The 19161-nt window shown below is 39.4% G+C and carries 12 protein-coding genes and 8 tRNA genes; 4 read left to right on the forward strand and 16 right to left on the reverse strand.

The genetic code is table 11. The annotated features are described in order from the left end of the window. The 15 genes from ltrA to gltB form a co-directional block, all read right to left on the reverse strand. Positions 1-866, reverse strand: an 866-nt coding sequence (gene ltrA, locus C1H58_RS08295) for a group II intron reverse transcriptase/maturase (RefSeq protein WP_165545909.1), incomplete at its 3' end; no start/stop codon positions are given. 627 nt (positions 867-1493) lie between these two features. Next, entirely contained in the window at positions 1494-2846 is a 1353-nt protein-coding gene (gene glmM / locus C1H58_RS08300; protein WP_165545910.1) for a phosphoglucosamine mutase, read from the reverse strand. Positions 2847-2874: 28 nt separating this feature from the next. Then, positions 2875-3807: a CdaR family protein gene (locus C1H58_RS08305; protein ID WP_165545911.1), complete on the reverse strand. Its 933-nt coding sequence runs from the start codon at positions 3805-3807 to the stop codon at positions 2875-2877. After that, positions 3808-4614, reverse strand: a complete 807-nt coding sequence (gene cdaA, locus C1H58_RS08310; protein ID WP_050330325.1) for a diadenylate cyclase CdaA — start codon at positions 4612-4614, stop codon at positions 3808-3810. Positions 4615-4846: 232 nt separating this feature from the next. Then, complete coding sequence (gene rocF, locus C1H58_RS08315) at positions 4847-5752, reverse strand: arginase (RefSeq protein WP_165545912.1); 906 nt, start codon at positions 5750-5752, stop codon at positions 4847-4849. A 543-nt stretch (positions 5753-6295) separates the two neighbouring features. Further along, positions 6296-6368, reverse strand: a tRNA-Lys gene (locus C1H58_RS08320). A gap of 3 nt (positions 6369-6371) precedes the next feature. Then, positions 6372-6446, reverse strand: a tRNA-Gln gene (locus tag C1H58_RS08325). Positions 6447-6450: 4 nt separating this feature from the next. Further along, positions 6451-6534, reverse strand: a tRNA-Tyr gene (locus C1H58_RS08330). Positions 6535-6543: 9 nt separating this feature from the next. After that, positions 6544-6616, reverse strand: a tRNA-Thr gene (locus tag C1H58_RS08335). 6 nt (positions 6617-6622) lie between these two features. Then, positions 6623-6695: transfer RNA gene (locus tag C1H58_RS08340), tRNA-Phe, on the reverse strand. A 10-nt stretch (positions 6696-6705) separates the two neighbouring features. Beyond that, positions 6706-6782, reverse strand: a tRNA-Asp gene (locus C1H58_RS08345). An 11-nt stretch (positions 6783-6793) separates the two neighbouring features. Beyond that, positions 6794-6867, reverse strand: a tRNA-Met gene (locus tag C1H58_RS08350). A 16-nt stretch (positions 6868-6883) separates the two neighbouring features. Next, positions 6884-6976 (reverse strand) — tRNA-Ser (locus C1H58_RS08355). Positions 6977-7032: 56 nt separating this feature from the next. Then, positions 7033-8508, reverse strand: coding sequence for a glutamate synthase subunit beta (locus C1H58_RS08360; protein WP_165545913.1), 1476 nt, complete (start codon positions 8506-8508; stop codon positions 7033-7035). Between the two features lie 12 nt (positions 8509-8520). Then, entirely contained in the window at positions 8521-13023 is a 4503-nt protein-coding gene (gene gltB / locus C1H58_RS08365; protein WP_165545914.1) for a glutamate synthase large subunit, read from the reverse strand. Positions 13024-13144: 121 nt separating this feature from the next. Here gltB and gltC point away from each other — a divergent pair, with 121 nt between their 5' ends. From gltC to C1H58_RS08385, 4 genes are all read left to right on the forward strand, one after another. Further along, positions 13145-14023 carry a glutamate biosynthesis transcriptional regulator GltC gene (gene gltC / locus C1H58_RS08370; RefSeq protein WP_060830402.1) on the forward strand — a complete coding sequence of 293 codons (879 nt, stop codon included), beginning with the start codon at positions 13145-13147 and terminating at the stop codon, positions 14021-14023. A gap of 11 nt (positions 14024-14034) precedes the next feature. Then, positions 14035-15141 (forward strand): YibE/F family protein, encoded by a 1107-nt coding sequence (locus tag C1H58_RS08375; RefSeq protein ID WP_165545915.1) that lies wholly within the window; start codon positions 14035-14037, stop codon positions 15139-15141. Further along, positions 15138-15893, forward strand: coding sequence for a YibE/F family protein (locus C1H58_RS08380; RefSeq protein ID WP_060830404.1), 756 nt, complete (start codon positions 15138-15140; stop codon positions 15891-15893). The genes C1H58_RS08375 and C1H58_RS08380 overlap by 4 nt, the downstream gene beginning before the upstream one ends. Positions 15894-16112: 219 nt before the next feature. Then, positions 16113-18380, forward strand: coding sequence for an ATP-binding cassette domain-containing protein (locus tag C1H58_RS08385; protein ID WP_165545916.1), 2268 nt, complete (start codon positions 16113-16115; stop codon positions 18378-18380). 122 nt (positions 18381-18502) lie between these two features. Here C1H58_RS08385 and isaB read toward each other — a convergent pair whose 3' ends face one another. Continuing rightward, positions 18503-19021, reverse strand: a complete 519-nt coding sequence (gene isaB / locus C1H58_RS08390) for an immunodominant staphylococcal antigen IsaB family protein (RefSeq protein ID WP_165545917.1) — start codon at positions 19019-19021, stop codon at positions 18503-18505. Positions 19022-19161: the final 140 nt, after the last annotated feature.

Genomic DNA, 19161 nt, shown 5'->3' on the forward strand with positions numbered 1-19161 from the left:
AAACGACAAACCCCATTGACCTTGGTTATTAGACAACTCAAGAACTTTAAACGTGTGATTGCTCCTACTTTACTGTTCTCTTCATTGACAACCAACTTCAGTTGCTTTTCAATGAATTTCGTTACACTCGTCATTACGCGTTCACCTGCACGTTTTGTGCGTACAAAGATGACAAAGTCATCGGCATAGCGTACAAAACGGTGTCCACGCTTTTCGAGTTCTTTATCCAGTTCATGTAGATAGATATTACATAGTAAGGGAGAGATAACGCCCCCTTGTGGTGCACCTATCTTTCTTTCTGCGACTTCGCCAGATAGGTCAATGGCACCTACTTGTAAACTTCTACGGATAAATGTGGAAATTGACTTATCTTGAACATGGCGTTCGAACAAATACATGAGCTTATCATGATTCAACATGTCAAAGCACTGTTTCAAATCGCAATCCACGGCTATTTTATAGCCTTCTTCGTAGTAGGTAGCACATTGCTTAAGTGCTGTTCCTGTGCTACGATTAGGTCTGAAACCATGGCTGTGATTTGAAAATGTTCGGTCGATGCCTGGTTCAATCACTTGTCTAATGGCTTGTTGTATGACCCTGTCTCTAGCGACAGGGATACCAAGCACACGCATTTTCCCATTTGATTTGGGAATTTGAACTTTTCGAACTGCTTGAGGTTGATATGAACCATCAAGCAGTTTTTTCGTTATCTGTGAAAAGTACTGCGCAAAGTGAGCATGAAGTTCACTGACTTTCATGCCGTCAATTCCAGGAGCGCCATTGTTTTTCTTAACCTTCTTGATAGCTTTTTCTATGTTGTTTGGTCTTACAACAAGCTCCATCAGTGATGGAGACTTACGATACATTTCTTTCATTTCACCTAAGATTTACTGTACACACTTATGTATTCTTTTTCGTTCCACTACTTATCCTTCCATAAGCTGCCGGTTGAAAACCGTATTCTGCACGTCGTAAACCTGTAACCTCCAATCTTTACTTTGTATTGAATATTGTTCAGTCCTTCGGTACATTTTCCCTACTATGACTTCTGCTGACTTCTCATCATTCGTTGTTACTACGGTAAAAGTACCGCTGATGAGACCTCCCCGGGTAAGACGTAACCACTTTCCACTCATGTCACCGCATCATTTACTATATAGAATTCGGGTAGTGTCGGACTTTATCTTGTATAGCAGATTCATCCATTCTACATAGCCTCAGTATGATATTTCTGTTCGTCAGTGCGAGTGTTTGCGTCCGACTTCCTTCAGATTCCACTTCACAATGGACACCCTTGTCTTTCGCTAACAGTTCCTACTCCCAAGCCTGTAACGGACTTTCACCGTCAAGTTGTTACCCATGCCGGGCGCACTATAAAAAATGGGTAGAGATTTTCTCATCTCTACCCATAATATCCTATCAATATATTTGTGATCCGCGCTGATTGGGACGAATATACTCATGAGATTCATACTTTTTAATTCACAGTGCTGTTACGATAATCCCATTTTCTCTTCTACAACATCAGCGATGCGTTGTGCATAATTATACGCCTCTTCATCTGTTTTAGCCTCGACCATCACACGCACAAGCGATTCAGTACCTGACGGACGAACCAATATACGGCCTTCACCGTTCATTTCAGTTTTAACTTGTTCAATAATGGCTTTAACATCTTCATTTTGTTCAACAGCGTGTTTATCTGTCACACGAACATTCACGAGGCGTTGCGGATATTTTGTCATTTGATTTGCAAGTTGACTCAACTTTTTACCAGAACGTTTAACAACTGCAGCAAGTTGAACACCTGTTAAGAGTCCGTCACCTGTTGTATTGTAGTCCATTAAAACGATATGACCTGATTGTTCTCCACCTAAATTGTAGTGACCACGACGCATTTCTTCGACAACGTAGCGATCGCCTACTTTTGTTTTATTGGATTGGATACCTTCTGCTTCTAATGCTTTATAAAAGCCTAAATTACTCATCACAGTAGAAACAATCATATTCTCATTTAATTCTTGGTTTTTAGACATTTCTTGTCCAAGAATAAACATAATTTGGTCCCCATCCACGACTTGTCCTTGTTCGTCAACTGCAATTAAACGGTCACCATCACCATCAAATGCAAGTCCAAAGTCACTGCCTGTTTCAACAACGGTTTTAGCCAATGTTTCAGGATGTGTTGAACCTACTTGATCGTTAATATTATAACCATCAGGGTTACAGCCAATTGTCACGGTGTCCGCTTCGAGATCACCAAAAAGGAATGGCGCCAATCCAGCAGTTGATCCGTGTGCACCGTCTAATACAATTTTAAGACCTTCTAAATTAACTTCGACAGTTGATTTTAAATAACTTAAATATTTTTGTGCACCTTCAAAGTAGTCGGATGTATGAACAATCGCCGTGCCTGTTGGACGTGGTAAATCAGGGTTAGATTCATCTAACAATGCTTCAATTTCAAGTTCTTGTTCATCAGAAAGTTTGAATCCATCTGAACCAAAAAACTTAATACCATTATCTTCTACAGGATTATGTGAGGCAGAAATCATCACACCTAATTCTGCGCCCATATCTCTCGTTAAATATGCGACACCTGGTGTGGAAATCACACCTAAGCGCATCACCTCTGCACCGATAGAAACTAAGCCGGCGATTAACGCATGCTCTAACATTTCTCCAGATACACGCGTATCTTTTCCAACAAGTACGCGTGGATGCTCCGTGTGCTCATTGTGCGCTAAAACATAGCCACCATAACGTCCTAATTTAAATGCCAATTCTGGTGTTAATTCTTGGTTTGCTATTCCCCTTACACCATCAGTGCCAAAGTATTTACCCATAAATCATATCTCCTTTTACTCTCATTCATCACTGTACTTTAATTTTTGCTTTAACCTTATCTGGTTCTAGCTTTGTCACATTTTCAGGTAGTGTTAATTTAACTTCTTTTTCTGTGTCACTTGTAATGCCATTGACATCAATTTCACCAGAAACTTCAGATATATCTTGTAAAGCTTCTCGATTACCAAAAATCTCAATTTCTTTTGTATCTAATGAAACGTCAGCAACTTTTAATCCATTGGTTGGATTTCCTTTTGTCGATACATCAAGCTTCACTTTTTTTGAATAAGATTCGACATCTGCCGTAAGTTCAACCGTTGATGGCTCAATTTGAACATCGAGCTTATTCATATTTTTATCAAATACGGCTACATTAGCGTCGCCTGTCGTTTTTTCTTTAATATCATTTTCATTGCGGAAACTTGCCTTAACGAAAGCAATACGGTCCAATTGTTCTTTACCACCAATCACTTTGACAGTGTGTGGTGTTACAGAAGCATCCTTAAGTTTGAAATTTGAATCTATCACATAAGGACTCACATTCGGTTCAACCGCATACGTTTTTGTTTCTTTCTTTTCGACAGACAATGTCGCCTCTTTCGGATAAACGTGATAGTTAATATCTTTATCTAATCCACGCACTTGGAATTCTAACGTATGCTCTCCTGGTTGGATATCAGATGCATCTAATACCACTTTAATATCTCCAGTTTTTTGAGCTTGTAAAACTTTAGATTGTGGACCTGTTAACTCAACATCAACGGTGTCAGGTGCCCCAGAGACGTATAGATTTTTATCATTATTGATGACCTCTACGTGTGCGTTTTTAATTGTTTTATTCCCGTTATTCGAAATATTATCAGTACTGAAAGATGTACCAAAAACATTATTCACCGATAAAAACAATAATAAAGCGAGTATAAATGCAAAGAAACGTAAACCCCATTTAGATTCAAACATTTAATTCACACCTTTCTTTGCAAAGTGTACACCGAACCAATGTTCAGAGAGTAACTCTTCAAAAACTTCTACTGAAATATCTTTACGCAATTTTCCATCAAATGTTACAGAAATAGATCCAGTCTCTTCTGAAACAACGACAGTAAATGCATCTGACACTTCAGAAATACCCACCGCTGCACGATGTCGTGTGCCTAAACTCTTTGAAATCTTCGGACTATCCGACAAAGGCAAGTAGCTTGCAGCTGTAGCGATTTTATCACCTTGTATAATCATTGCGCCATCATGCAATGGTGTATTAGGAATAAAAACATTGGTCAATAGTTCTTGAGAAATCTCTGAGTGCATTGGAATACCCGTCTCTATGTAATCTTGTAAACCTGTTTCTTTTTCAAACACAATTAATGCACCGATGCGACGTTTTGCCATGTACTGTACGGCTTTAGACACAGAATCAACAAGTTTGGGTACTTCTACCGAAGATGTCGTCGAATAGCGCTTAAATAAACTCCCTCTCCCAAGTTGTTCAAGCGCGCGTCTAATCTCCGGCTGAAAAATAACAATGATGGCTAAAAATCCCCATTGCATTACTAAATCAAACAATTTTGAAGTCGTCGTTAACTGTAAATATTCACTAATTGCTTTTCCAACAAGTATAAATAATATTCCTTTTAATAATTGAATTGCTTTAGTCCCTTTAAAGACTGTAATCAGTAGATAAATGACATACCATACAATTAATAAATCTAGAATACCTGTTATGACCTCAAGTGTGCTTAAATTTTCTAAGAGGTTAGAAATCTGCATAGTATCTCCTCCGGTAATCTATTCCCATAACAAATATTATACCAATGTTTATGCTTATTTGTCATATCGTGTCAAAAACATTCTATCATGAATCAATGCGTGAAGTGTCTTATCACTGTATCATTTCTCATAAAATGAAACAAGGCTTGAGTGAGCCCCACTCAAACCTTGTATTAAAAATAGTATGAACAATCATACACAAATTTTAGTTTGCATTGACGGTTTTAACAATTTACAATAGTGTCTCCCCAAAAAAAGAGCCTAACAACGCAACTGCTTGTTCAGCTGTACGATTTTCTATATCTAATAATGGGTTCACCTCTACAATATCAAGAGAAGTAATCAAACCAGATTGATAAAGTAATTCTAAAGCGAGATGGCTTTCTCGATAGGTCAAACCTCCTGGAACTTTCGTGCCCGTCCCAGGCACTTCACTTGGATCTAAAGCATCAACGTCGAGCGATAGATGTATACCATCTGTTTTAGATTGTAAATATGTAATACTTTCTTTTACGATAGCTTGAATCCCTCTCTCATCGATATCTGCCATCGTATAAGTCCTGATTTGGTGCTTTTTGATATACTCCCGTTCACCATAATCCAAATCTCTCATTCCTATTAACACAATATTTTCAGGCTTCACTTTTGGCGCAAAACCACCGATTTCGACTAATTGCTGATCTCCTTCGCCAGCGAGTATACGTAATGGCATCCCATGTACATTGCCTGATGGAGACTCTTCTGGAATATTCAAATCGCCATGTGCATCATACCAAATAACACCAAGACGAGAATAATGCTGTGCGACACCTGATATAGAGCCAATCGCCAACGAGTGGTCACCTCCTAAAATAACAGGAAAGTGATTATTTTTAATACTTGTAACTACACGGTCATGCAATGCTTTCGAGAAAGAAAGGATCTCATCATAATTTTGAAGTCCTTGTTGTGACGACTTGAATTTTTCTATATCTAGCTTTGGTGCTTCTACATTTCCGCTATCAATAACATGATGGCCAATCGCTTTTAAGCGTGGCAACACACCCGCATAACGTATTGCATCTGGTCCTAAATCAACACCGAGCTTCTTTTGTCCAAAAGTTGTAGGTGCACCTATTAATTCAATTATCTTTGTCATATGACAACTCCCCTTTTCTTATCTTGATGATTAAATAAACTTATATCCGCTTATTTTAATATAGCTCGCATACATAAACAGAATAATTGTTTCTTAATCTGAATACAAGCTTTCATGTATAAATAAAATGTACTTCAGTGATGCACTTTGGACAGATTATACATTAAATAAAGGTCCTCTTGGGTTAAGGAGGCTTTTAATTATAGGGAGAACTGCGCTCTTTTTGTTTTAAAAATGAGACTGGGACATAAATCCTAAAATAAATAGCGCTAAGACGATTTCAACAGTAAATCGTCTTAGCGTCCCTCTTTTTAAGATAAAACTTATATTACACAAAAAACCATTTTGACATCCTCGAGCTTATGCTTAAATTAACCCAAATTAAGTTGAGAATTCAGCCCCTAAGCAAGCGAGCTTATGAAGATAAGGCTATCAAATATTATATGTTCCGAACACATTCAGGTTAGAAGGCTATTTAGTGGTGTAGCACCAAACATTTCTAAAACTTAAAAAACCTTATCTCTATTGAGATAAGGTCTGTAGTGAGCCATAGAGGATTCGAACCTCTGACCCTCTGATTAAAAGTCAGATGCTCTACCAACTGAGCTAATGGCTCTAATGGCTGGGCTAGCTGGATTCGAACCAGCGCGTGACGGAGTCAAAGTCCGTTGCCTTACCGCTTGGCTATAGCCCATAAATGGTGGAGGGGGGCAGATTCGAACTGCCGAACCCGAAGGAGCGGATTTACAGTCCGCCGCGTTTAGCCACTTCGCTACCCCTCCAAGACATAATGCCGGCCAGAGGACTTGAACCCCCAACCTACTGATTACAAGTCAGTTGCTCTACCAATTGAGCTAGGCCGGCAAAAAGTGGTTCAGGACGGAATCGAACCGCCGACACAAGGATTTTCAGTCCTTTGCTCTACCGACTGAGCTACTGAACCATAATAATAATGGCGGTCCCGACGGGAATCGAACCCGCGATCTCCTGCGTGACAGGCAGGCGTGTTAAACCGCTCCACTACGGGACCTTTAAAAATAATTGCGGGAGGCGGATTTGAACCACCGACCTTCGGGTTATGAGCCCGACGAGCTACCGAACTGCTCCATCCCGCGGTAATAATATTTATAATGGCGGAGGAAGAGGGATTCGAACCCCCGCGAGCCGTTAAGCCCCTGTCGGTTTTCAAGACCGATCCCTTCAGCCAGACTTGGGTATTCCTCCGTGTAACGAGCACATAAATATATTATTATAGCTCGTTCACATTGTCAACAAGAATTTTACAAAAATGATACAAAACTTTTTTCATTAATATCATTAATATATTGATGGACTGAAGCAGCCACTTCACGCCCTTCTTTGATTGCCCAAACGACTAAACTTTGACCTCTTCGTGCATCACCAGCTGCAAAGTATTTCGCTTGATTTGTCTGATAATCCTTAGTATCAGCCACTATTTTTTGTCGTTCTACTTTCAAATTTAAGGCATGTGCAAGCCGAGGTTCTACACCTTCAAAACCAATCGCAAGTAACACAAGATTCGCAGGGATAAAAATTTCTCGATCATCACCTACGATTGTACCGTCAGCTCTATCTTGTTGGACTTGCGCGTATATACCGCGCACATTTCCGTTTCCATCCAAATCAAAGCGCATCGTTTGAATACCATATGCACGGGGTTCTTGACCATATTTTGCTTCATACTCTTGGTGCGCATAATCTTTTTTCAATACAGGTTGCGCTAATGGCCAACTGTAATTCATTTCAAAACGTTCTGGTTTTCGAGCTTTACGGTTAAATTGAACAATAGATTCACAGCCATCTCGTAATGCAGTTGCGACACAGTCGGCACCTGTGTCTCCATCACCGATGACGACTACCTTTTTCCCTTTTGCTGTAATCGTTTGTGTATCCAACTCGCCTAATAAAAGTTGTGTTTGTTCAGTTAAATAGTCCATTGCGAAGTGAATACCTTGTCCCATACGTCCTTCTAGTGGTAAGTCACGTGCTTTTTCAGCACCTGTACAAACAACAATGGCATCATATTGTTGATCCAATTCACTTTTAGTAATGTCTTTTCCAACTTCCACATTACATTTAAATGTGATACCCGCTTCTTCTAACAAACGAACGCGTCGAAATACGACCTTTTTATCTAGTTTCATATTAGGGATACCATAAGTCAGCAAGCCGCCGGGTCTCGCATTTTTTTCATAAACGACTACGGTATATCCTAATGCGTTGAGCTCTTCAGCGGCAGCTAACCCAGCCGGGCCGCTTCCGATGATCGCCATTTTTTCATCTCGTCGTTGTTCTGGTTGACGTGCTTTGACCCATCCTTGCTCAAACGCTTCATCAATGATTGTTCTTTCAATACCTTTAATAGCGACAGATTCGCGATTAATCTTCATTACACATGATGCTTCACAAGGTGCAGGGCAAACGTACCCTGTAAAGTCAGGAAAATTATTTGTTTCTGATAAACGCGCATAAGCATTTTTAAAGTCACCGCGGTATGTGAGATCATTCCACTCAGGTACATAGTTCCCGAGTGGACAACCAACAGTTTCACGTCCTACGAGTTCACCGACCTGACAGAATGGCGTACCACAATCCATGCAACGCGCCCCTTGCTGTTGTGCCTCTTCTTTTGTAAAACGTGATTGATATGCTTCATAGTTTTCAATACGTGTTGTTAAAGGAACTTCCGCGAGCTTTTGTTTGTGATATTTCATAAAACCTTTAAATTCACCCATAGTTAGCCTCCTTTAGTACACTGGAATACGTTCTTCTTGCGTAGTTCCTTCTATAGATCCATTATCATTGAAAGCAGCTAATAGCGCTTCATCCTGTGATGTCGTCCGTTGCTGATGATAGTGAATTTTTTGCACCATTTTCTTATAATCTTTAGGAATTACTTTTACACATGCTTTTAATTTCGCATCAAAATCAGATAAAATGGCAGCCGCTTTTTGACTGTCTGTATATTTCAAGTGACGTTGAATCATCGCTTTTAGCATTTCTTTCTCTTCCTCATCCACAACTTCATCAAAATCAAGTGAATCCAATTGATTCTGTGCTTTGAAAGTAGCAACATCTGATGGGAAAATGTAACTCACGCCACCACTCATACCTTGACCAAAGTTTTTACCTACATCACCTAAAATGACCACACGGCCTCCTGTCATATATTCAAGACCATGGTCTCCTACACCTTCGACGACAACGTGGACACCACTATTACGAATGCAAAAACGTTCGCCCGCGCGACCATTAATATAAGCTTCTCCTTGCGTCGCACCGTAAAAACAAACGTTACCTACAATAATTTCATTTTCACGTGCAACATTCGGTGCATCAATGACAATCTTACCACCTGATAGCCCTTTACCTACATAGTCATTTGCATCTCCAGTATGTTGAAGTGTCAAACCTTTCGGCATCCATGCCCCTAAACTTTGACCACCATGTCCTGTCGTTTTTGCAACAATGGTATCCTCTGGCAAACCTTTCAAACCGTAATTCCGCGTAATTTCACTACCTGTGATCACGCCCACATTACGTTGTTCATTTACAATTTCAAATTGTCCGACAAAGTGTGTTCCTGCTTCAATATATGGTTTTGCGGCTGGCAACAACTGGTTCAAGTCAAAACCATGTTCTAATCCATGCTGTTGTTCAATCACTTTTGTACGTGTACCTTCATTTTGATGAAGTAAAGTTTCTAATTTCATCTCTCTTGCTTTAGGATGATGATAAGCGACAGAAGAACGTTTGAGTAAGTCTGTACGTCCAACCAGTTCATCCACTGTTCGAACACCTAATTCAGCCATGATTTCTCTTAATTCTTCGGCCACAAACCGCATATAATTAACCACATATTGCGCTTTACCAGTATAAAGCTTACGTAAATCACCATTTTGTGTCGCAATACCTACTGGGCAAGTATCTTTGTGACATACACGCATCATGATGCATCCTAGGACGACCAATGGCGCTGTCGCAAATCCAAACTCTTCAGCACCAAGCATACAAGCATAGGCGACATCTCGTCCTGTTAATAACTTTCCATCTGTTTCTAAACGGACACGTGATCGTAAATCATTCAACATGAGGGTTTGATGTGTTTCAGCAAGACCTAGCTCCCACGGCAATCCCGCGTGTTGAATACTCGTTTTCGGCGAAGCACCTGTTCCGCCATCAAAACCACTGATGACAATTTTATCAGCAAATGCTTTTGCCACACCGGCCGCAATTGTTCCGACCCCAGATTTAGAAACCAATTTAACTGTAATATCCGCATCACGATTAACATTTTTCAAATCGTGAATTAACTGTGCAAGATCTTCTATAGAATAGATATCATGATGAGGGGGTGGTGATATCAAACCGATTCCCGGTGTCGAACCTCGAACTTCTGCAATCCACGGATAAACTTTACTGCCTGGTAGCTGGCCCCCTTCCCCTGGTTTAGCACCTTGCGCAACTTTAATTTGAATCTCTTTCGCATGTTGTAAATAATGGCTCGTCACCCCAAAACGGCCTGAGGCAACCTGTTTAATCGCACTTTTGTAATCGCGGCCATCTTCTCTCTCTTCGTAACGTGAGCGTGCTTCTCCTCCTTCACCACTATTACTTTTTCCGCCCAATTGATTCATGGCTTCTGCAAGCGTTTGGTGGGCTTCTTGAGAGATAGAACCATAACTCATTGCACCTGTTTTAAAGCGTTTAACAATTTCGTCGACCGCTTCCACCTGTTCAATATCAATTGATTGTTGCGCTTTAAATGTGAATAAATCACGAATGTGACTACTTGTTTGTTCATTCGCCACTTTAGAAAAAGCTTTAAATTGTGCATAGTCATTCTCGCGACAAGCATGTTGTAACAATCGTATTGTTGTCGGATTAAATGTATGATGTTGTCCTTGTTGGCGCCATTGGAAAGTGCTTCCTGGGTCAAGCGTTTGACCTTCCACCGTTTGACGCGCTTTATTTTCTGCATCTAAAGTTTCAATTGAAATACCTGATAATTTCGAAGTTGTCCCCGTAAAATATCGATCAACCAGTCTCTCAGATAACCCTACTGCCTCGAATATTTGTGCCCCTTGGTAACTTTGTACCGTTGAGATTCCCATTTTAGCCATCACTTTAATCAGACCTTCAGACAGTACCGCATTATAACGTGCTACATTTTCAGCAACAGTGCCCTCAAGACGTCCTTGGGTCGTTAAATCAGCAACCGTATGTTGTGCTAAATAAGGCACTACTGCATTCGCACCATATCCAACTAAACAAGCGAGGTGATGTACCTCACGCGTTTCCCCAGAACTCACCACTAAGCTGGTCTGCATTCGTAAGTTTTCACGAATGAGGTGTTGATGTATAGCACTTAAAGCCAATAAGGCAGGCATTGCAAAAGTATCACTTTGACGAACATCACTGTCATCTAATACAATTACTGTCGCCCCGCGTCTTACTTCTTGAACCACATGATCCCCTAACGCTTCTAATGCCGTCTCTAGACCCTCTGTATATCCGGTTGAAAGATAGGATGTTTTTAGTGTTTTAGCAACTTCATCCAATTGTGCATGTGTTAACACAGGATGCTTTAACTGAACGCGTTGTAACGCCTCTGGACTAGGATTCAACAAGTTCCCTTCTCCACCTAAATAACTGAGCTCACTTGTAACAATTTTTTCTCTATAAGCATCTATCGGCGGATTTGTCACTTGCGCAAATAACTGTTTGAAGTAATTGAATAGTGACTCGGGCCGATGATTTAACACGGCTAAAGGGGCATCGTAACCCATCGCGCCGATAGGATCTTTACCACCTGACACTAATTCCGTTAAATATTTATCTAGTTCTTCTTTTGTATAGCCATATCGCTTTTGCATCGCGAAAGCTTCGTCTGTTGATAATTTATCGTCTTGATAAGGAATTGTTTCCAAATTAAGGTTAAGTTGGTGTGTTTCAAGCCATTCATGGTACGGATATTGTTGTGCGATTGTTGTTTTCAGTTCATAGTTTTCAATCACTTTATGTTGATTAAAATCGACTAAAAGTAATTTTCCTGGGTTCAACTGTCCTTTAAATGCTACGTCTGCTTCATCTACATCAACGACACCGACTTCCGAAGAAAATACAATTTCGTTCTGCTTTGTAATCGTATAGCGACCCGGACGCAAACCATTTCTATCTGTTAGTGCCCCTAGCTTGTCGCCATCGCAAAACGAAATCATAGTTGGACCGTCCCAAGGTTCCATTAAATAGCTATAAAATTCATAAAAGGCCCGAACTTTCGGATCATTGCTTTTGTTATATAGCCAAGGTTCCGGAATGAGTAGCATGGCTGCTTGCTCAGGTGGCATCGCTAAACTTAAAAATTCAAGCGCATTATCAACAATTGCCGAGTCGCTTCCTGTTTCATCAAGTATCTCTTCCACTTTCTCATGTTCTTCGCCAAAAACAGTCTCGATTAAACGACGTTGACGTGCACGCATCCAATTCACATTTCCTCTAATTGTATTAATTTCACCATTATGCATAAGCAAGCGATTCGGATGGGCGCGTTCCCAACTTGGAAAAGTATTCGTACTGAAACGGGAATGTACTGAACCAAACTTGGATACATAGTCTTGTTGTTGTAAATCGATATAAAGACGTTTAATTTGATCTGAACGTAACCATCCTTTATAAACGATTGTTCGACGGGATAAGCTTGTAAAATAAAGGCCCAATCCCTGTTCATGACTATATTTTTCAATCTGTTTGCGAGAAAGATATAAGGCACGGTCGAAATTTTGGGCCTTCTGGTTTGAGACAAAGATTTGCTGAATGGCTGGCATCGTATCCGCTACGCGTGTAGCCAAGCATGTTATATCAACAGGCACTTCACGATAGCCCAACACTTGCAACCCTTCGCTTTCAAATATGGATGCAAATGCTGACGCGTGTGGAGTGTCAGAAATCAAGTCTCGTGAAAACATCATTCCAACAGCATAGGCGCCCTCTTTAGGAAGTGAAAATGATGTCACTTGGTTAAAATATTGATATGGAATCTCAGTCATAATGCCCGCGCCATCCCCAGTAATACCATCTGCGCTAATTCCTCCACGATGATCTAAGCGGCGTAACATTTCTAAAGATTTTTCAACAATAGCATGTGAACGTTCATTATTCATGTTGGCATAAAATCCAATACCACATGCATCGTGCTCTTCGCGACTGTCATAGAGTCCAATTTTTGTATAGTTAGAATTATTAGACATTTCTGACACCTCTCTTTAATAGTATTCTAACTATAGCGGAATCCTATTCATCACATCAATATATACTTGAGATGAAATCTATCTCATTTTGAGATAATATAAAAATGAAGGGGGAATTTTTATGGAGCTTAAACAGTTGAAATACTTTGTAGAAGTGGCTAAGCGTGAACACATTTCAGAAGCGGCACTCGAACTCAATGTTGCACAATCAGCAATTAGCCGACATATGCACAACCTAGAAGTCGAGTTAGGAACTTCGCTTTTTTATCGTAGTGGCCGCAACATTTTCTTAACGACTGAGGGGAAACAATTATTAAAACATGCGCAATCGATACTTGAGCAAGTGGATCACACATTATCTCAATTTCAAACACAAGTTCAACAAAAGCAAAGCGTTTTTACAATTGGCTATGTCAATGGTTCAATTGGCCAAATTTTACCACAAGTGTTACAAACCATCGAAACAGAACTGGCTTTATCACTTGTACCTACCTTATTAGATGAAGAAACAACTTTACCCTCCTTGCAATCACAAGATATCGACTTAGCCCTGACAACAGCAACCATTCATGATAATACACTAGAAAGCCTGCCCCTTTTTGAAGAAACATACGTGCTTTATGGGGGTACACACGCCCCTATCATGAACGTTCCTAATCCACCGCTCAGCTATATACTCAAACAACCTTTGTACATACACGAGCCTTTGCCTACTGACCTAAAATTATATTTAACAACACATGCTGAGACACCCGTACATATCATTAATAATCCGCAATTTGCACGATTTATTTTACAAAATCAAAAAGGCTTTGTACTTGCACCTGCTTTCATCAACTTATATAGTCAAAATCAACAGTGGAAAAAAATTTCATTGTCACATACAGATATCAAAAAAACATTTCACCTTGTATATCGACGAGATTTACAAAAACCATTATTAAATGAGGTCATTAAAATTATAATGACCCATACACAACAACGTTCGATTTATCACTAAGGAGACTTATTATGAAACAAAAACGTCATTTATGGAATTACTTTATCGCGATTTGTATTATTCTCGCGTTATTGGCAATTCTCTTCACTCGAGTGAACACCTCTTTTTATCGGATACCGATTGGAGAAGTCGTTCATGTCGACCAACATCACAGCGAAAAATCTGTTGATGATCAACATAATCGAGACACTAAATATCATGATGTCCTGAAAATTAAAGTTTTAAATACATCTAAAAAGGATCAAATTGTACACGTCGATCACCTATATAACGCTTCTCAAACCGAAGCACAGGCTTACCAAGTGGGCGATAAAGTACTACTCCATATAGATAAAGCAGGTAAAGATAACTTTATTATCGAAAAGAAACGCGATACTGTAATTGTCACAATTGTAAGCTTCTTTCTCATTGCACTAATCATTGTAGGGCACCGCATTGGCTTGCAATCGATTATTTCATTATTGATTAATTCTGTTGCGATTTTACTAGCCATTAGCCTGTATCACGCAAATACGAATCTCAATTTGTTTCTATTGATGTCCGGAGCTATAGTTATAGCAACCACCTTAACGCTTTGGCTCGTCATCGGTTGGTCTATGCGTACCGTTGTCACCATTCTTAGTACATTGTTAGGCACCTTTATTTGTATATTTATCGCATGGTCTGTTATTTCACTCACAAATAGCCAAGGGATTAAATATGAAACCATGAGCTTTTTGACAATTCAACCTAAAACAGTCTTTTTAACCTCTGTTATGGTAGGGACTTTAGGCGCAGTTATGGACGTGGCTATTACAATATCTAGTGGTATGTATGAAGTGCTACAACGGGCGCCTCATATTTCAACTGAGCGTTGGGTTTTGGCCGGCCGTAATATCGGACAGGATATCATGGGAACAATGACAAATATTTTATTATTTTCTTATCTCGCAGGTAGCCTCCCAATGCTCTTACTTTATTTAAAAAATGGGAATACCCTCACCTATAGTATTTCTATGAACTGGTCTTTAGAAGTTTCACGTGCCATTACAGGCGGTATAGGTATCGTCTTAACAATTCCATTAACAATCCTACTCATGCAAGTATGGTTGAAATGGTTAGGAGGCAAGCATCAATGAACGCAATTGTGATATTAAGTTTAATTTTACTCATACTGATGCTCGTTTTTGGAGGCCGCAGTGGCTTCGTTTCGTTTTTAACACTGTTTTTAAATTTTATTGTACTTTTCATTGCGATATTATTTATCGTATTTCGCGCGCCAATTTATTTAGTCACGTTTGTCTTTTGTATCATCATCGCTGTGATTAATCTTTTTCTACTTAACAAGTTCAATATAAAGACACTTGCAGCGTTCATTTCTAGTATCGTGACGACTTTATTAATGATTGCTGCGATTTATCTCTCCGTTCACTGGGGCCATTTACAAGGTTTTACGCAAGAAGAGCAAGACGAAACCTATGTCTTTTCATTGAATATTGGGATTGATATGGAGCAGTTTATGATTTTTACAGTCATTCTCGCCGTCATTGCTGCAGTGATTGACTTAGCCATTACCATCAGCTCGCCTGTTTTTGAGTTACACGAAGCGAATCCTTCATTGACAAGGCGTGAACTCTTCCAATCAGGCATGCGTGTAGGACGTGAAATATTAGCCACTTCAGCGAATACGATTTATCTCGCATTACTCGGTGGCTCAATGACAATCGTCTTTTGGTTTTTCAATTTACACTATAGTTTCGGTCATCTGATTAATGCGAAATTATTTGCACAAGAACTAGTAACTATCGTATTAGGCGGTATTGCCATAGCCGTTTGTATTCCAATCACTTCTATTATTACTGCATGGTTAGTGAAGCAATATCACCACTAAATCATCCTTATACAATTTCAAAAGCGTAAAGCAACAGGTTCGAGGCTGGGACATCATTCCCGGTCTCGCCTTTTCTTGTTTGAGTATATATTGAGTTAAACCTTCTCCCTCTAAAAAAGCGCGTTTAGAATGCTACTTATGCCCAGGTTCATGCCTTTTAACCGCTCAATTATTAATCGAAGCGCGTTTCGGGTAAAACTTATGACGAGGTGAAAAATAATGACAACGATTCATATCCACGGTGCACGACAAAACAACCTAAAAGATATTCACGTCAACATACCTAAACATCAGTTGACGGTTGTCACAGGAAGATCTGGTTCTGGTAAGTCGTCACTCGTTTTTAATACAATAGCAGCAGAATCCGAACGCTTATTAAACGAAACTTATTCAAGTTATATCCAACATCAACTCACACAATATGAAAAACCAGCCGTCGATCAAATTGAAAACTTACCTGTCGCAATGGTTATTAACCAGAAAAGGCTCGGCGGTAATTCTCGCTCCACAGTGGGTACAATATCAGATATTTACGCTTCTGTACGCTTATTATGGTCCCGTATCGGGGAACCTTTTGTCGGATATTCTGATATTTTTTCTTTCAATCACCCGAACGGAATGTGTGAAACATGCCAAGGACTTGGCTATGTTGAAGATATTGATTTGAACGAATTGATTGATTTCAATCGTTCTTTAAATGAAGGTGCAATACGTTTTCCTTCTTTTAAGCCAGACAGTTGGCGAGGAAAGCGTTATCGCTATTCTGGATTGTTTGATAATGATAAAAAATTAAAAGATTATACACCTGAAGAGTTTGATACATTTCTATATACAGAACCAACACGTTTGAAAAATCCCCCTCCAGAATGGCCTAAAACTGCAAAATTTGAAGGATTAATTCATCGTTTTCGTCGTTCGTTTTTAATCAATGATAATTTTGAGAAAAAACGCTTTCTAAAAGATGTCCAGCGCGTCGTTCATCAACATACATGTCCTGATTGTCACGGCCAACGCCTCAATCCAAAAGTGCTCAGTTGTAAAATCAACGGCTTAAGTATTGCAGACTTTACTGCATTAACGATAGATGAAGCGCTCGCTTTTTTAGAACAGCTTCAAAGTGACAAAGCCGCCTACATTATTGCACCATTAAAAAATCAGCTTCAGGCCTTACATGACATTGGTCTCAATTATTTAACCTTGAACCGTGAAACGCCTACATTATCTGGCGGTGAATCACAACGTATTAAACTGATTCGTCACCTGAATACACCGTTGACAGATTTAGTTTATATTATCGATGAGCCCAGTGTTGGATTACATCCTGCAGATATTGAAAAAATCAATGAAATCATGCTGAATATACGTGACAAAGGCAATACAGTGATTATTGTCGAACACGATCCTGATGTCATTAAAATTGCGGATCATATTATCGATATCGGTCCGGGGGCAGGTAAAAACGGTGGACAAGTTACTTTTGAAGGGACCTATGAGCAACTCAAAAAATCAAACACAGATACAGGACGTGCATTGACGCGCACACATCAACTTAAGCCTGCAGTCGCTCATTACCAAGATTGGTTTCATCTCAATCATATCAGTCATAATAATTTACAAGATGTGTCTGTCTCTATCCCTCAAAACGCACAGACTGTTATTACCGGTGTGGCAGGTTCAGGAAAAAGCTCCTTAATTAAAAGTGGCTTTGTACAAAACCCGAATGCAATTTTCATCAATCAAAAAGGGGTTCACGCATCTAGCCGCTCCAATTTATTAACGTATATGGGCGTATTTGATGAAGTTCGTACCTTTTTCAGCCAAAACACAGGTTTGAAAAAGGCGATGTTTAGTTATAATTCTGATGGCGCTTGTCCAAATTGCAACGGTAAAGGGGTACTCAAAACAGAACTTGCCTTTATGCCGTCATTTTCTCAAACATGCGAAGTATGTCACGGTACGCGCTACCGTCCAGAGGTATTAGAAGCAAAAGTCGAGGGGTATTCTATTGCAGATGTATTAGCACTTACTGTCGAAGAAGCCATCTCACTTTTCAAAGATGAGACAACCATTTCAAAATCCTTGATTGCACTCCAAAAAACAGGACTAAGCTATATGACTTTAGGACAATCATTAGACACACTATCTGGCGGTGAAATCCAGCGATTAAAACTGAGTCGCTATATGACCGAACATGTTTCAGGAAAAATTTTTATTTTTGATGAGCCTACAACAGGCTTACATGAAGATGATATTCCTATTTTACAACAACGATTTGAACAACTTGTTCAAGATGGAAACACTGTGATTTTAATCGAACATAATTTAACAATGATGACCCAAGCAGATTGGTTAATTGATATTGGCCCGGGCGCTGGTACACAAGGCGGTCAGATTTTATTTAGTGGCCCGCCTCAACAATTGATTGAAACGACACATTCCGCAACAGCACAACATCTTGCCGACTATATCCATCGTCAGTCGTTTTAAAGCTTCATCTAATTTACGAGCATACGTATTATTTTCTAACATAAAAATATGGGTATGAGACTACGAAATCAAACTGATTTCTGGCTCACACCCATGTTTTTTTATAACATTATTATAAATAATTAGGCCATGCTACCTTTTGCTTTAATCACGATAGAATTACCTGGGTAAAACGCAACTTGTGTTGTTTTAGCATCAAAAATTTCTCCAGATTTTACATGATTGCGAATCGCTTTATCACTATGTTCTACTTTATCGACAAGTAATGTCAGATTAACTAATTTATTATGGTCATCAATGCCGATAATGACATCATTTTTTTCGTAATATGTGATGCCTTTTTTCGCATAATATTTTTTCAAGTCTTTTCCAAGTGCTTTTTCCACATCAGCACGTGTGGATTGACCTACTTTTAAACCTTCATATTTAAAGTTATCTGCTTTTAGTGCTTGATAAAAGTTTTTATCTTCTAAAGCATTGTTAGACTTATAATTAAATACACCTTTGTAAGTGTAGTATGGGGCTTTTTGCGCTGTTGCCGCATGCGCATCCGTAGGCAGTTGTGCTCCTACTGATGTTGCACCTAATAGTGTCCCCACAGATAAACTTGTTGCAATGACTACTTTTGTCATTTGATTCATTTTGTATCACTCCTCTATATTTCTCGACACAATCCAAACTGAATAAGATGACTCAATCATTCTCATATTAATCAAGTTCAAAAATTTACTCAATTTGCCTACAATTCAATCATTGATATATTAAATTGTTTCTTGATTAA

The sequence above is a fragment of the Staphylococcus sp. 191 genome, assembly GCF_011174885.1.
GTDB classification, from domain to species: domain Bacteria; phylum Bacillota; class Bacilli; order Staphylococcales; family Staphylococcaceae; genus Staphylococcus; species Staphylococcus coagulans.